This is a genomic window from Pontiella desulfatans, assembly GCF_900890425.1.
Classification (GTDB): Bacteria; Verrucomicrobiota; Kiritimatiellia; order Kiritimatiellales; family Pontiellaceae; genus Pontiella; species Pontiella desulfatans.
Map to the genome: position 1 here is coordinate 601,545 of NZ_CAAHFG010000002.1, position 13,715 is coordinate 615,259.

The following is a 13,715-nucleotide window of genomic DNA, read 5'->3' on the forward strand; positions in this document are numbered from 1 at the left end:
TGATGCCAAACTCTGGCTGAACACAGTGGATTCGCTTTGAGGTTTACGGCTTCGCCAAACCTTGTCTTGTACACGCGTTCCCCGTCGAGAGGAACCATCTATGTAGCGACCGCTACGAATTCTACAAAACACCATTTCACCACGGAAAACACTGACTACACGGAAAGTTTTGACCGCTAATTGACGCGAATTTCAACAACCGTTTTTAGCCATAAAAAGGCACGAGACCGCCGAAGGCAGAGGCTGGCGCAAAGCGACGGCAACGAACGAAGTGAGAGGCAACACACAAGAATTTCAACGGAAACCCCAAAGATTTCTTAACCACGAAGCACACGAATAGACACGAAAAATTTCAGTCGCGAATGAAGATTTTCTACAACCACTCCCGCCGGTCGTTAGAGGGGCTCCGAGGAATAGAGAGAAGATTTAATCCGCAGATTTTTGAGATGCTCGCAGATGAAGGAACCCGATGCGTCTTGATAAATCCATTGTGCCGCCTGAAAGCACAGCGATAAATAATTTCCGCAAGGAAATAGTGCCGAAGGCACGGTTCAATCATAACTTGTGCCCCGAATCTCGATTCGCGCCCCAAGAGTTTTTGATCCGCACGACCTCGATGAGGTCAACCAACTCCGTTGGTCGGTTCCCTTTTATGGCACCAGCACCCCCTCTGCCTTGCTCGGCTGTCACTCACCTGTCCGCCGTAGCCTTTCGGGCGAAGGAGGAAGCGAAGCGGCCCGAAGGTTCGGGCTCTGCGAGGTTGTGAAAAACATCCAATCTCAAATCCTGACCATCGAGTTTATCCGGTCAGAAAATTACCAAGCCAACAAACAGAAAGGAGATTCAGATGAATCAGATTACATTGGATACAGTCCGGCAGATGATGAAGCGCGAGCTAGGCGCAGATTCATTTATTGCCGGCATGGTTCAGTCGGTTACGGCTGACCCGAAGATTCCTACGGCATGTATCAATGCCAAGGGAGAAATGAAATACAGTCCGGCGTTTGTGTCGGAGCAGGTAAAGACGGAGCAGGATCTATTCTGCCTGATCTTTCACGAAATTCTACACCCGGCGTTTGGCCATTTCATCTATGGCCGCGATGAGGTGAGTAACATCGCCTGCGATGCGATTATTAATGCGCTGATCAGTCAGTTCTACGCAGCAGCATCCGGAAAAGGATCGCTGTTTGAACGGCTGTATGAGTCTCAGGGGCTGGAGTCGATCCTTCGTCCGGAAAGCAAATGCACCAATGGACGGTATCGGTATCTTTATCAGCACCTTTACCCGAAGTGGACGGCTTATGATGAGCTGAGTGCGGGTGAGGTGATCCGGACATTAAAAATGCTGATGCCGCAGCAGGAAGCCGCACCGCTGCTGGTCGGATCACATGGATCTGCAACAGAAGGATCAGGGAGTTTCGGAACGGAACAACTTCAGGGCATTGCCGGAGAAATTGCGGAGCATGTGGCCAATCATCAGGGCTGTACCGGAAGTATGTTCGGCGGCCTGAAGAAGATGATCATCGAGATCATGAAGACCAAGCGAAGCCTGCGGCAGGAGCTGCTGCTCAACTACACCACCCGCAAGCGGCTGGACGGGTTTTTCTGCACTGAGCAGAGTCAGCGCCGAGCCACCTCGCCCTTTCCGCTCAATCCGAGCCGACGCGATATGGTGCTTTTGAGTGCGGACATTTGGCCGGGATTCTTTCGGAACCGTCAGCCGGAACTGAAACATCGACGCGAAGGCATTGCTGTTTTCCTGGATGTATCCGGATCGGTGAATCAACACCTGCCGGAAATTGCCGGGCTGCTGGCCCGTTACCGTAAGGAGATCCGCTCGGTCTATCAGTTCAGTAACGCGGTGTCTGAAATCACGATGGATGCGTTGTTGCGCGGCTATGTCGAAACCACCTACGGAACCGACTTCAACTGTGTTGCCCAGACCATTCTAAGAGAACAGCTGGAACGGGCGGTGATCATCACCGACGGCCACGCCTCGCTGTCGGAGCTCAACGCTATCGGGCTGAGGGATGCCGGGGTGCATCTGCTGACGGTGCTGTTTGGATTTCGCTGCAACGGGGAAGTCCTGCGCCCCTTTGGGGATGTTATGGCACTGAATGAAATAACGGAAGGAGAAGAATGAAACTGGAAACTTGAAACTGGAAGAAGGTTTTGGTCGCCGCCCGAAGCGAAGCGCAGATAATTTCTGAAAGAAATAGAGCTATAGGCTCGGTTCAAAAGGCACAAAAAACGCAGAAGAGAAATCGAGAGTCGATTGGGCGCTAATGTCTGATCGGCTTTTTTTGTGAAGCGGATGGATTCGCGTCAATTCGCGTTCATTCGCGGTTAAAAAATAAGGAGAAGAAAATGAAGAGTCATGTAGGTATGGAACAAAAGGTTTGTCCGGTGTGTGGACAGGCATTTGATACAGGAACAATCCTGCTGGATAAGCGGCTGCGCAATAGTTTGGAGCGTAAAACCGTCACCGGTTGGGATCTGTGTCCGAAACACGCGAAGCTGTGGCAAAAGGGATACATCGCCCTGGTGGCGTGTGATCCTGAAAAGTCCACGTTCACCGGAAATGCAATCAAGCCGGGAGATGCCTATCGAACCGGAGCGATCGCCCATGTCCGCAAGGCGGTGGCCAGAGAAATATTCAATGTGGAGATGACCGGTCCGGTGGCATTTGTTGAGCCGGCTGTGGTCGACATGCTGGAGGAAATGCAGGAGGAAAATAGCGGAGACTGAAGATGAGACATGTAAATCGATGAGAGCCGATTGGGCAGCAATGCCGGGTCGGCTCTTTTTTTGTGTAGCCGTGCTTTGCACGGCAGTTATCAGAGATCGGTTATCAGTTATTGGGCCGACAACCAAATTGTAGGGCTGAAATGGTCATCCGACCTTTCAGCCTTTTTCGTAATAACGGCGGGAAGGTCTGCGACCGTTTCCGCCCTACAAAATAAGGAAGAATGAAAATGAAGAAATTACTGGAACAACTGGGTATCTATGGATGGAGCATGGGAGATGAAAATCTGGCGATGGCGTCATTGCTGACGGGCGATCCGCTTTTAATGGTGGGTGCGCACGGTGCGGCAAAGACACATGCGGCTGGTAAAATCGCGCAGGCCATGGGCTGGAAGTTTATGGCCTATGACGCCAGTAAGGCGCTGTTTGAAGACGTACTGGGTTTCCCGAACGTCGAAAGCCTCAAACAGGGGCGAGTGGAATACGTACCGAGTGCGGTCACGGTTTGGGATAAGCAATTCGTGCTGATTGATGAAATCAACCGTGCGGTTCCCGAACTGCAGGCCAAGTGGCTGGAGATTATCCGCTCCCGGAAGATCATGGGCTTTGAGACTGAAGTCAAATGGGTCTGGAGCGCCATGAACCCAATGGGCGGCCGCTACAACGGAACACAGCAGATGGACGCCGCATTGATCGGGCGTTATGCAACGTTCCTCTATCCGCCGGAAGCACTGGATATGGATGAAGTAGACCGCATCAAGGTGCTGCGCCATATCAATGGTGACGATGCGCCGAGCATCGGCGAATGGTGCCCGCAGTCGGAAACCAAAACCGTCAGCAAAGCAGAAACCGAAGAAGCCGGGCGTCAGATCCGTAAGGTGTTGCAAAAGGCCGGGCCGCTTTTCCAAACCTTGGAAAATGATTTCCAGAGTCTGGGAGAGTTCCTGAGCCGGCTGGCGGTGCTGGTGATGAAAGAGACCGACGGCAGCGTGAAACTGGATGGACGACGACTGGGATTCATGTATCGCAGTCTGCTGGCCAACCGGGCGGTTGAATTATCACGGACAGCCCTGCTGGGCGAAAGCCTGCCTGAATTTGCGCAAAGCGCCAAACAGGTGATTCTGGCAAGCATCCCGATGGGTCTCAATGACGAAGGGATCAACCGCGAGAACATGCTGCACAAGGTGGAAATCTGCCTCGATCTGCTGAGTGACTATTTCAGCGAAGGCGGGAATTTCCAACGGGTGGAAACGGTCTACCGGCTGTTCACCACGACCGACCTGTTCGAAAAGGCGGAAATCCTGCTCGGAGAGGATCTGTCGGAGATGGTGAAGCTGAAAGCGTGGAACGATCTGTGCGATACCCCGGAAAACATCACGCCGCTGGCATACATCGCGCTCAAGGTGGAGTCGCTCCATCCCGGAAAGATTCCGTCCGAGCTGCTAGAAAAGGTCGGCGGAAGCATAGATCTGCAAAACCTGCAGACCGACACCATTCCCGGCCTGACCGGAGCCAACATCGAGCTGATTGAATCTGTAGAGGCCTTGCTCGATCAGCCCGACGACCTGCGCCGGATGATCGCCTATGAAACCGTGCGCCGACTGGTTGTACAATCAGGACTCACGAAAGAGCGGCTTGACCGGACCGCGAAGAAAATCACGCAAACAGCAGAGAAAATCGAAGGGTTGTTAAATAAAAACAGACATGAAAGTGAGGGATAAAATGAAGATACAGGGAATAAAACTGTGGCTGGAGCCGGATCATCTGATTCCGGTTTTTTTGCGTTTAAGGGCTCAGGCGGTCGAAGTACCGGTTGCGGATGTGCTCCTGAAAGGGATTCATCCGGAATCGGCGATCGGACTGGGCGGCGACTGGTGCCAGGCAGGCGAACTGCTGGCTCAGACGCTGAACCGGGAGCGTTTCCGGTTCGATCCGCTGAGTGTGCATCGGTTGAACGCTGACATCGTCCCGTTGAAGGACGGGTTTCATCACGACCGGAGAACCGGGTTGCAGCGAGGCATCGACTCGGTGTGTGGCTCGGTTTATTTCGCAGAACAGGCGGATTACAGCCTGATTCTGAAAAAAGCTGTCGAACGGCTTCGGGATCATTGGCGCAATGATGTTGCATGGAATCTGCTGCGGGCAAATGGCGGGCGCTTTTCAGAAATGCGTACGTTTCTGAAGAAGAAGCATCCGGATTTAGCCCTTCGCAGCTATGACGACATGAACGCCCTGTTCCTGAGCGAGCTGCTGTCGGTGAATGATTTCCTCGACCAGGAACAGAGCCTCATCAGTGAGGCACTGGCCTGCATGAACTTTCGGCGGGCATCAGCGATCAGTGAGATCACGGATGATCAGGGCCGGTTGCGGTTTGCCAACCGGATCGAGTGGTTCGAGCTGCTGGTCAATCCAAGATGTTTACCCAACAGCGGGCTGGTGAAATATGCCTGCGAGGTGCGCGGAAACTTTGTGCATTTCACGCCGGAGCTGGGGTTTGAAACATCGCAGCGGCGGTTTGCAAAACAGTTTGCTCAGAAATACCGGACAGCGGGTGGTGATTACTGCTTTGCCATGCCGGTGAGCGAGCTGCAGGAGTTGCTGAACCGCGAAGAAGTTTCGGTCAAGTTTTCCAACGTCCGCTACCTTCAACGGCTGAAGTGCTTGCGCACGACGGCGCGCTTGCGTAAGGAGAAAATTCCAAGGTTTGGAATTTCCTGGCGGAAGATGGAAACGCTGGAGCAGTTCCGCGATGCGCTGCGTGTACACGGAGCCAAGATTTCGGGAACAAAGTCCCAGCTGATCAAACGCACGGCGCAGCTTGCAGCGGAGCGGTATGACGCGGTGACAGAAGAGCTGTCGGGCTGGTTTGCCGAAAACCCGTTTGTACGGGTTCCAAAGGAACAAAATTTCGCCGAGCCGTTTCCCCTGCTGACGGATGATCCGCTGAAGGATCTGCTGCTGAGCATGTTTCTGATGCGGCACCTGCGGGGCAATACGGTGGTGGATGTGAACCATGAAAATCAATCGGTACAACCTGAGGATATGGCGGAAGCGTTGCTGAACGGCAAGGCCAAGCTCTCGGGTTGTTTTATCAAAGCATGAAAGGAGAACTGGAGATGGCAAAAATACTCACAGATAAAGAAATGGGGCAGATCGTCTTTGATGCGACGCATCGGAACGATGTGATCGAGTGCGCGGATGCATATCTACACTTCCTTGAGGATCTCGGGGAGTTGATTGCGGCGCACTTCGGAGGAGTCCGGGGCGGGATCGGTCTGCCGGATGGCGACGGGCTCGGCTGGACGTGCGGGTTTCACATCAACGAATGCGTTCCGTCCGATGGCGGCGTGTTCCGCGATTACGACCCGGATGTGATCTGGAAAGACGGCGTTGAAAACCAAGATTGAAAGGAGACAACATGAACACATTCAAACCCGAAGACATCCTTGTGGTGCTGGAAGGCGGACTGGTGCAGAGCGTCTGCATCGGCAGTCGCGAATTACGCGAACAAGTCGGTAATGCCGTTGTGATCGATTACGACACAGAGGGAGCAGATGCCGACGAGATTGTGTCGATTCCTCAGTCTGACGGAACAACGGCTGATGCGGTTGTGCGTACCGAACCGGTTGGCGAACCGAAGATCGGGCCGGGCTGTGGAACGATGAAAACGACGGTCGGCAAAACGCTGTATGTGAACGTAGAGCGTGTTTCGCTGGTGGATGGCTTTGAGCGCAGTGCGCCTTATTGCCAGATGACCGGCGAGCGGCAGGTGATGATCGATGCGGAATGTTTTGAGGTCGGCCTCAAAGAAGGACAGTTCAATGACCCGCCGGAACTTCGCCGGGCGGCTGAAGAGATTGCCAAGGCCGTGGCGGCAAAGAGTCCCAATGACATCAATATCTATTGCTGAAAGGAGTCAAAACGATGAAGCAAGTTAAAGCGGCTGAAAAGGGAAGTGCCTTCACGGTCTGCGGAACGCATGGCGAACTGACGGTGCGGCTGGCTGACGGGAACGTCATCGGGCGTTCACCGGAAGAGGCATACCTCGGAGCGGTTGTGCGGGTGGACGTGGATGAATGGCAGCGAGCCTATCCTGCCGAACAACTGAAGCCTGGAAGTTCGCATGACATTTTGGACTTCGGAAGCTGGGATGAGCACGGGTTGTACGAAGAACCGGCCTATTCATGGCGGAAAGAGCGGGCCGAAGCCATTGCGGAGAACCGGGGAAAGCAGCAACAGATTGCAAGGCCGGAATATGTCGCGCCGTATACCTGTCCGCAGTGCAGAAATAAAGATGTGCGCGTGATGGACGAAGACCGCGATCCGCAGGGAATGGAAAAGCAGGTGCTGTGTTGCGCCCGCTGCTCAACTGAATGGAAGCAGACGGCAGTATCCCGCGACTCTTTGCTTTTCGGCATAGAGGTCAACGGGCAGGAACACCGCTTTGCCGAGGATCAAATCAATGCGGAGACCGTGGAGATCCATGTGCGCGGCGGAGTTGCTTATGCGCCGGACGACGAAGATCTGCCGTCGGGCATCCGGGTGGTGATCATTGATCACGATAATGAGCAGCATGAATAGAGAATGAAAGCGGGCTGCGAGGATCGCAGCCTGGTTTCAAATCAGTAGAAAACAGTCGCGTGTGCGGCTGGTGAAGTGTGAACGAGGCGTCCCATGGAGGGGCGCCTTTTTTATTAACGAAAGGAAAAGACGATGATTATGAAAGCAAAACCTAAATTCAGCCCGGGGCAGCTCCTGTCGACACCCGGCGCACTGGAAGCAATGAATGAAGCTCAGCAGAGTCCAATGGATTTTGTTGGGCGGCATGTTTATGGCGACTGGGGCGATGTGTGCGAAGAGGATCAGCAGACTAATGAAGAGGCTCTGGAGCACGGGCTCCGGCTGCTCAGTTCGTATCGGACGACGGAGGGCGTGAAGCTTTGGGTAATTACCGAAGCGGATCGCAGCGCAACCATCATTCTTCTTCCTGAAGAATATTAACGAATCGGTCTGAACAGGCTTCAGGGCTGGAGCCTGTTCGGGCCACCGGAGGAAATCAACATGAGTCGATACTATGAAATGAAACTGGAAATCGCGGGGTTCGATGAATCCCGAAAGGAGGCCATTCAGCAGGCGTGCTTTGAGGAGTGGAGTTTTGAGCAGTCCGATTGGTTCTGCTTTGAACGTCACGCCGATGGCATGCGCTGCATGGAGGCATCTGCCCAGGGGAACCTGTGCGGCGGCGAAGGGGAAGATGAGTTTGCTGACCGAATATCCAAAGTGATTTGGAAGGCAAACGGCGCGTTCTGCCCTGTCACCGTCAAAGCGGTCTATCTGGATGAGCTTCCATACGAAAGCTACACGATGGACGAGGAGGATTACGCAAAAGCGATGGAGGTGAAAAATGAGTGAAGAGCAGTACATGCGATCCCATTTGGGGCAGCTGGTTGGCCGCAAGGTAATCGGGCTGGTGAAAGATCCATCAGATGAGTTCGCGCCGGTCTGGGGGCTGCGTTTCGATGACGGAACGATGGCATTCATCCTGTGCGATCCCGAAGGCAACGGCCCAGGGCACCTGGAGATTGAAAAACACTGAACAAATCAAGTTGAAGAATGAAACGAGGGCATCCTGTGACGGGGTGCCTTTTTTATTGGAGGTAAATGCAATGAAAAATGGACGAAACAAAATTAATGAGATGATTACAGAGCGGATGATTGAGCGGATTCAAACGACCGGGGAACTGCCTTGGCATAAACCATGGGTGTCGCAGGATGCGCGACCGCAAAACCTGATCAGTCGCAAGCCCTACCGGGGCGTGAATACGTTCCTGCTGCACATGATGGGCTACGCACAGCCGTTTTTCCTGACGATGAAGCAGGTGAACGGGTTGGGCGGCCATGTGCGCAAGGGCGAGAAGTCAATGCCGGTGATCTTCTGGAAGTTCGTGGATGCGGACAAGAAAGACCCGGAGAGCAAAAGCTATGCGATATTGCGCTACTACCATGTATTCAACGTGGCGCAGTGTGACGGAATTCCAGAAGGCAAGGTGCCGGAGTTGGAAACACCGGATCGGGAGATCAATCCGATTACAGATGCCGAGCAACTGGTGGCGGATATGCCGAACCGACCGGAAATCAAGTATGGACGGTCGTATGCAGCCTACAGCCCGCTGGGTGATGAGGTGCGTATGCCGTCGCCTGAAATGTTCCTGTCCGATGAAGCGTTCTATTCGACGCTTTTTCATGAGCTGACCCATTATGCCGACACTGGGATTATGCCGTACCGAATGATTTCACCCTTGCAGTCAAAGGGTGTTCGGTACGGCCATTAGGCATAATTATAGGCCTTCGAGGAAGGCGAGTAGCTTGTCAGCGGGGAGATACCGCCCTGGTTTCGAGGCCGTTGCCATCACTTTTTCCAACGCCTTTTCCTTAAGGTGCAGATCGGCGTGCAGGTAGATTCTCGTTGTTTCAACGGATTCATGGCCAAGCCATAGCGAGATAACGGTTTGATCCACCCCGTGGTGCAGCAACTCCATGGCGGTGCTGTGCCGAAGCACATGCGGACTCACCCGCTTGGTCGCCAGCGAGGGGCAGGTTTTCGAAGCCGTGAGCGTATGCTTTCGCACAAGATGTTCCAGGGCGTCTCGACTGAGTTTCCCTCCCCTGATGGTTGGAAAGAGCGGCCCGTCTTCAGTTCCGCCATACCGCCGAAGCCAGTTCTTCATGACCAAAAGGGTTTCTTTCCTGAGAGGCGTGAGGCGCTGTTTTCGACCTTTACCCATACACTGGACATGCGCACCAGTTCCGGCAATGAGATCGCATTGGCATAGGTTGATTAGCTCCGATGCTCGAAGTCCGGTTTGCAGTGCCAGTGTCAGGATGGCATGATCGCGTTGCCCGATCCATGTGGACCGGTCCGGCGCAGACAGCAGCGCATCCATTTCCCGGCGGTCCAAAAACTCCACTGTACGTTGCTCATGGCGCTTGCTGGGCATGGACAGTATTCGCTGGCATTGGAGCAGGTATGCCGGTTCGGTCATGGCCACGAATTTGAAGAAGGACCGGATGGCGGCCAACCGGGCATTGCGGCTGCGGGCGCAGTTGCGGCGCTTGTTCTCAACATAGGCGAGGAAGTCGCCCACCAGTTCGGTATCCAGATCTTCGACCCGGAGTTTCGTCGGCACCTTGCCGTGTTGTTCCCCGGCAAAGCGCAACAGCAGGCGGAAGGTATCCCGGTAGCTGGCGATCGTATTGGGACTTGCGTTTATCTGGATGGTGAGCCGGTCGGTGAAGAACAGTTGAACCAGAGCGGGTAGTGTCAGCGCGTTCATGATTCCACCTCCCTTGCTGCGGATTCTTCCGCACGGCGGGACGCCAGTTCTAGCAGTTCAGGAGCCGCCTCGATGTACCAGTAGGTGTGTGCGGGCTTTTCATGCCCGAGGTAGGTGACGAGCTTGATCATTTCCTGGGCCGGATCCTTTCCATCCCGGTACCAGTTGAGCATCGTGCGGACGGCGAAAGTATGCCGCAGGTCATGGATGCGCGGCCCGCGCCCGTGCCGGAAAAACTTCTGAACCGGTCGCAGCCCGACACGCTGACATACGATGGCGAAGTTGTAGCGGGCGGCGCAGGCGTCCAGCCGTTCCCCATGATCCGAGATAAAGAATGCCGAGGGTGTCGATTCGTTTAGCCGATCCCTTTCGACGGCATAGGCAACCAGCCGTTCCGCTGTATCCGTAGAGACCGGCAGCAAGCGTTCCTTGCCCAGCTTTCCTTTTCGTACGGCAACGACTCCATTCTCGAGATCGACATCGGCAACATTGAGCGAAACGGCTTCGCTGATTCTCATGCCGGTAACGGCGATGAGTCCGAAGAACGTCGAGTAGGTCAGCGGACGGATGCCGTTGCGGGAAGGAAGCTCCGCTGCGGCTTCAACGATCATCTTGATTTCCTCTTCGCTGTAGATGTAAGGCCGGGAGCGGCGGACATGGCCGGGTATCAGTGATTGCGGCGGCACTTCGTGGCGGGGGTCGATGCCGTGCATCCACTGGGCGAAGATTCTGACCACTGTCAGTCGTCTCGACCAGGTTTGCGTGTTTGCATGCCCGAATGCCTCCTTCCAGCGAAGGAAACAGCCGGTGCTGATGTGCGCCGCTTCTTCCTGCTCCATGAACTCGATGAACCTGCGAAGGATTCGTTCATCCGTATTCAGTTTATACCCAAGGCCTCGCCGGATGGACAGGTAGCGCTCAAGCTCTCTATTCAAGGTTTTCATTGGGCACCTCCTTCTCCGGGCCAAGGCAAGGCGATTGATCGCAGGCCGTCCACATCCATCCGCGCATAGAGCATGGTTGTTGTCTGGCTCCGGTGGCGAAGCAGGTTGCTGACCTCGTCGAGTGATGCGCCCTGCCGCACGAGGTTGGTCGCCAGGCTATGCCGCAGTATGTGCGTACAGGTATACGGTATTGGCGGCGTCAGTCCGCTTTTCGCGAACGCTTTCACAAGAACCGTATTCAGTACCTCGGCGTTTTTGAATGGCTTGTGCGGCGCGTGGTTCGACACGAAGAGCGTTCTCGACTCCGTGACCCGGTCGTTCCGGATGTACTCCACAATGGCTTCGCCCACGTCGGTCGGAAGGGGAAGCCGGTCATGCCGACCGCCCTTGCCCCTGATGACGATCTCACCGGCCCTCCAGTCGATATCATCGACTTGAATACGGATCACCTCCTGTGGACGCAACCCGAGCCGGGCGAGCAGCAGCACCATCGCATGGTTCCGTCGACTCGTAGGTTTATTGCCACGAACCGCATCGACCAGGACTTCGGTTTGTTCGGAAGTCAGATGCACGGGCAACCGTTTCCCGTAGCACTGGGCCACGCTTGGAATGCCCTTGGCGAGGTTGGCCCCGTTTCGCTTGGTCTGGAACAGGAAGCGAAAGAAGCTCCTCAGGTGAGTGGAAACCGTCTTATTCCGTACCGGCGGTTTTCTGCCGGTTACATGCTGGAGGAAGTCAATGATGTCGGTCGCCGTGATTTTTGAAAGGTCTCCAGCCTCTTCACCGAAGCGGTATTCAAGAAAACGGTTTGCCTGGTGCCAGCAACCAAAGATCGTACTTTCACTCAATCCGCGTTGTCGGCGCAGGTAGGATTCGTATTCCTTACGCAGTTCCTTTCTTGCGATTTCCTTCTCCGTCGGGGGAGGTGGAAGCTGTCCCACTCCCCGGTCATGCAGGAAGCGAACAAAGCGCTTTGCGATCGTGACGGCGTAGTAGTGACGTCCTTCGGGCCATCCCTGCCTGTCCACAAGATCCAGAACCAATGCCTCGTTCAACTCCCCGACGGCGATTCCGTCTGCTTTCATGGTCGCCGCAAGAGCCCCCACGCACCGCATGTATTGCTGGACAGTATTGGTCACATAGTTGTGGCCGACAAGATATTGCCGGAAGGAGGACACGTGCTCCCCGAACAGTTCGCGGGCGGTTACATGGGCTTCATTCGTTGTTTGTTGATGCGTATTCATTTGTTGCTCCTTATCGTTGTTAAGGAGCAAATCGGAAACAAAACACAACATCTTGCAAGATCGATTCTTGCAATGTTATGCCGAATCAGTTTCTCGAATTCACCCGGCAATCAATTCCATTGAAACTCAATTCGGCATAATCCCAGTGTCGGCATAATGCGCCTTATGCCGATATCGGCATAAGGCGCACTCAACCGGCCATAAATCGCGTCTTGCGCGAAAAGGGATCACCGAAGTCAACCGGTTCCGATCGCATGAGTATTCTAAGGAAGAACTCGTCGCGGAAATGGGCGCGGCGTTTCTGTGCGGACATTGCGGGATTCTCCCTGAAGTTCAGGACAACTCAGCAGCCTATCTAAACTGCTGGCTGGAGCGACTGAAAGCGGACTCATCCATGCTGATCACTGCCGGACAGCAGGCTCAGAAGGCCTATGACTACATCACAGATTACAAACCCGCTATAGCAGTTGCCTGACCCGCAACCGAACGAATAACGAATCCCTAATAACAAAGAACAGCCTCAGCCCTGCATCCCGGGGGCTGAGGCCCGGAGGTAAATACAATGAAGCGTTTTTATAAAAAAGTAGAACTAAGAAGCCGGAAGGCTATGGCTGATTTTCTGGCCGGCCATTTTCGGTACAACACGATGAACAGCTGGAACCGCAGCACATCCTATGCGAACTGCCTGAAGATCCATCGGCTGGAATTGCCGGAAGAAATACAGCAGAAAGCGTGGGACATGCTCGAATGCACCGAGGTCTACGATGTGTTCAACCGGCTGATCAGGGATTGGGCCGATGCTCATGACTGGGAATGGCAGGCTGGATTCAACGGACGGAGCGGAGGATACCTCGTGCTCTATCGCGGCGGACTCGACTGGAAGAATGCCAAAACCGCGCGGTGCGACCATTGCGGAAAGCTGACCTGGCATAAGCAGGCGACTCCGTGTACGTCTGAATACTGCAACGGGATACTCCAAGTATTGGAAAAACCGAAGCCGCAGATATTCAGCCAGCCCGGCAAACCGGTTGATCAGGATGAAGACTTCAGCGAGTGGGACATCGATGCCCTGAGGGATCGAGTTCAGCTGGTTCAGGAATTTGACCGCCTGTGCGATCAGATCGTGGATGAATTCATTCACTTCTGCCGGAACTATGATGCCGTGGACTCCGACATTCTGGTGCCTAAACGCGTCAAGGTTCTTGAGCCCGCTTCCTGATTTCTTTATCTTTTTCCCGGAGCATCCATATGTTCCGGGTTTTCTTTTTGCGGGGTAGCGACAGCTCTATTTAAGGAGAGAGAAATGAGAAGTAACGAGTCAGCAACAGAAATGGACAGGGATGAAAAAGTTGAGCCTTCCGAAAAAGGCCAAGAAGAAAATCCTTTAGCTCCCGACCTGCCTTGGGCGGAAACGCTGATAAACTTATTTGAAGATGGGCATTGTTGAG

At 54.2% G+C, this 13,715-nt stretch carries 16 protein-coding genes and 1 pseudogene; 14 read left to right on the top strand and 3 right to left on the bottom strand.

The window, feature by feature from the left end; genetic code table 11:
- Positions 1 to 847 precede the first annotated feature (847 nt).
- The 11 genes from E9954_RS18130 to E9954_RS18175 all read left to right on the top strand — a co-directional run bounded on the left by E9954_RS18130 (position 848) and on the right by E9954_RS18175 (position 9,077).
- Positions 848 to 2,143 (top strand): DUF2201 family putative metallopeptidase, encoded by a 1,296-nt coding sequence (locus E9954_RS18130; RefSeq protein WP_136080707.1) that lies wholly within the window; start codon positions 848 to 850, stop codon positions 2,141 to 2,143.
- A gap of 242 nt (positions 2,144 to 2,385) precedes the next feature.
- Positions 2,386 to 2,748, top strand: coding sequence for a hypothetical protein (locus E9954_RS18135; RefSeq protein WP_222847227.1), 363 nt, complete (start codon positions 2,386 to 2,388; stop codon positions 2,746 to 2,748).
- A gap of 227 nt (positions 2,749 to 2,975) precedes the next feature.
- On the top strand, positions 2,976 to 4,466 hold the full coding sequence (locus tag E9954_RS18140; protein WP_168442379.1) for an AAA family ATPase: 1,491 nt from the start codon (positions 2,976 to 2,978) through the stop codon (positions 4,464 to 4,466).
- A 1-nt stretch (position 4,467) separates the two neighbouring features.
- The gene (locus E9954_RS18145) at positions 4,468 to 5,847 is read left to right on the top strand and encodes a hypothetical protein (RefSeq protein ID WP_136080710.1); all 1,380 of its coding nucleotides are present in this window, start codon (positions 4,468 to 4,470) and stop codon (positions 5,845 to 5,847) included.
- Positions 5,848 to 5,861: 14 nt separating this feature from the next.
- Entirely contained in the window at positions 5,862 to 6,152 is a 291-nt protein-coding gene (locus tag E9954_RS18150) for a hypothetical protein (protein ID WP_136080711.1), read from the top strand.
- An 11-nt stretch (positions 6,153 to 6,163) separates the two neighbouring features.
- Positions 6,164 to 6,655 carry a hypothetical protein gene (locus E9954_RS18155; RefSeq protein ID WP_136080712.1) on the top strand — a complete coding sequence of 164 codons (492 nt, stop codon included), beginning with the start codon at positions 6,164 to 6,166 and terminating at the stop codon, positions 6,653 to 6,655.
- A 14-nt stretch (positions 6,656 to 6,669) separates the two neighbouring features.
- Positions 6,670 to 7,326 carry a hypothetical protein gene (locus E9954_RS18160; protein ID WP_136080713.1) on the top strand — a complete coding sequence of 219 codons (657 nt, stop codon included), beginning with the start codon at positions 6,670 to 6,672 and terminating at the stop codon, positions 7,324 to 7,326.
- 132 nt (positions 7,327 to 7,458) lie between these two features.
- The gene (locus tag E9954_RS18165) at positions 7,459 to 7,746 is read left to right on the top strand and encodes a hypothetical protein (protein WP_136080714.1); all 288 of its coding nucleotides are present in this window, start codon (positions 7,459 to 7,461) and stop codon (positions 7,744 to 7,746) included.
- Positions 7,747 to 7,806: 60 nt separating this feature from the next.
- Complete coding sequence (locus E9954_RS18170; RefSeq protein ID WP_136080715.1) at positions 7,807 to 8,157, top strand: hypothetical protein; 351 nt, start codon at positions 7,807 to 7,809, stop codon at positions 8,155 to 8,157.
- Complete coding sequence (locus E9954_RS32635; RefSeq protein ID WP_168442380.1) at positions 8,150 to 8,341, top strand: hypothetical protein; 192 nt, start codon at positions 8,150 to 8,152, stop codon at positions 8,339 to 8,341. Before E9954_RS18170 ends, E9954_RS32635 begins: the two co-directional genes overlap by 8 nt.
- Positions 8,342 to 8,411: 70 nt before the next feature.
- Entirely contained in the window at positions 8,412 to 9,077 is a 666-nt protein-coding gene (locus tag E9954_RS18175) for an ArdC-like ssDNA-binding domain-containing protein (RefSeq protein ID WP_168442381.1), read from the top strand.
- 6 nt (positions 9,078 to 9,083) lie between these two features.
- On the opposite strand, the gene E9954_RS18180 is transcribed toward E9954_RS18175, so the two are convergent.
- Genes E9954_RS18180 through E9954_RS18190 form a run of 3 tightly spaced genes read right to left on the bottom strand, consistent with a single transcriptional unit; the run spans position 9,084 to position 12,267 of the window.
- Positions 9,084 to 10,079 (bottom strand): tyrosine-type recombinase/integrase, encoded by a 996-nt coding sequence (locus E9954_RS18180; protein ID WP_136078975.1) that lies wholly within the window; start codon positions 10,077 to 10,079, stop codon positions 9,084 to 9,086.
- Positions 10,076 to 11,023, bottom strand: coding sequence for a tyrosine-type recombinase/integrase (locus E9954_RS18185; RefSeq protein ID WP_136078976.1), 948 nt, complete (start codon positions 11,021 to 11,023; stop codon positions 10,076 to 10,078). Before E9954_RS18185 ends, E9954_RS18180 begins: the two co-directional genes overlap by 4 nt.
- Entirely contained in the window at positions 11,020 to 12,267 is a 1,248-nt protein-coding gene (locus E9954_RS18190) for a site-specific integrase (RefSeq protein ID WP_222847228.1), read from the bottom strand. The genes E9954_RS18185 and E9954_RS18190 overlap by 4 nt, the downstream gene beginning before the upstream one ends.
- Before the next feature lie 193 nt (positions 12,268 to 12,460).
- Between E9954_RS18190 and E9954_RS33695 the strand changes: the two are divergent.
- The 3 genes and pseudogenes from E9954_RS33695 to E9954_RS32645 all read left to right on the top strand — a co-directional run.
- A pseudogene (locus E9954_RS33695) lies at positions 12,461 to 12,742 on the top strand (zincin-like metallopeptidase domain-containing protein); the annotation flags it as partial.
- A 132-nt stretch (positions 12,743 to 12,874) separates the two neighbouring features.
- A complete protein-coding gene (locus tag E9954_RS18195) occupies positions 12,875 to 13,486 on the top strand; it encodes a hypothetical protein (protein ID WP_136080717.1) in 612 nt (203 codons plus the stop codon).
- An 84-nt stretch (positions 13,487 to 13,570) separates the two neighbouring features.
- Positions 13,571 to 13,714 carry a hypothetical protein gene (locus E9954_RS32645; RefSeq protein WP_168442382.1) on the top strand — a complete coding sequence of 48 codons (144 nt, stop codon included), beginning with the start codon at positions 13,571 to 13,573 and terminating at the stop codon, positions 13,712 to 13,714.
- Position 13,715 lies beyond the last annotated feature (1 nt).

Bases quoted from the DNA above. Each gene is read 5' to 3' on its own strand.
- E9954_RS18130 (WP_136080707.1), top strand. From the start codon at position 848: ATGAATCAGATTACATTGGATACAGTCCGGCAGATGATGAAGCGCGAG.
- E9954_RS18135 (WP_222847227.1), top strand. From the start codon at position 2,386: ATGGAACAAAAGGTTTGTCCGGTGTGTGGACAGGCATTTGATACAGGA.
- E9954_RS18140 (WP_168442379.1), top strand. From the start codon at position 2,976: ATGAAGAAATTACTGGAACAACTGGGTATCTATGGATGGAGCATGGGA.
- E9954_RS18145 (WP_136080710.1), top strand. From the start codon at position 4,468: ATGAAGATACAGGGAATAAAACTGTGGCTGGAGCCGGATCATCTGATT.
- E9954_RS18150 (WP_136080711.1), top strand. From the start codon at position 5,862: ATGGCAAAAATACTCACAGATAAAGAAATGGGGCAGATCGTCTTTGAT.
- E9954_RS18155 (WP_136080712.1), top strand. From the start codon at position 6,164: ATGAACACATTCAAACCCGAAGACATCCTTGTGGTGCTGGAAGGCGGA.
- E9954_RS18160 (WP_136080713.1), top strand. From the start codon at position 6,670: ATGAAGCAAGTTAAAGCGGCTGAAAAGGGAAGTGCCTTCACGGTCTGC.
- E9954_RS18165 (WP_136080714.1), top strand. From the start codon at position 7,459: ATGATTATGAAAGCAAAACCTAAATTCAGCCCGGGGCAGCTCCTGTCG.
- E9954_RS18170 (WP_136080715.1), top strand. From the start codon at position 7,807: ATGAGTCGATACTATGAAATGAAACTGGAAATCGCGGGGTTCGATGAA.
- E9954_RS32635 (WP_168442380.1), top strand. From the start codon at position 8,150: ATGAGTGAAGAGCAGTACATGCGATCCCATTTGGGGCAGCTGGTTGGC.
- E9954_RS18175 (WP_168442381.1), top strand. From the start codon at position 8,412: ATGAAAAATGGACGAAACAAAATTAATGAGATGATTACAGAGCGGATG.
- E9954_RS18180 (WP_136078975.1), bottom strand. From the start codon at position 10,079: ATGAACGCGCTGACACTACCCGCTCTGGTTCAACTGTTCTTCACCGAC.
- E9954_RS18185 (WP_136078976.1), bottom strand. From the start codon at position 11,023: ATGAAAACCTTGAATAGAGAGCTTGAGCGCTACCTGTCCATCCGGCGA.
- E9954_RS18190 (WP_222847228.1), bottom strand. From the start codon at position 12,267: ATGAATACGCATCAACAAACAACGAATGAAGCCCATGTAACCGCCCGC.
- E9954_RS18195 (WP_136080717.1), top strand. From the start codon at position 12,875: ATGGCTGATTTTCTGGCCGGCCATTTTCGGTACAACACGATGAACAGC.
- E9954_RS32645 (WP_168442382.1), top strand. From the start codon at position 13,571: ATGAGAAGTAACGAGTCAGCAACAGAAATGGACAGGGATGAAAAAGTT.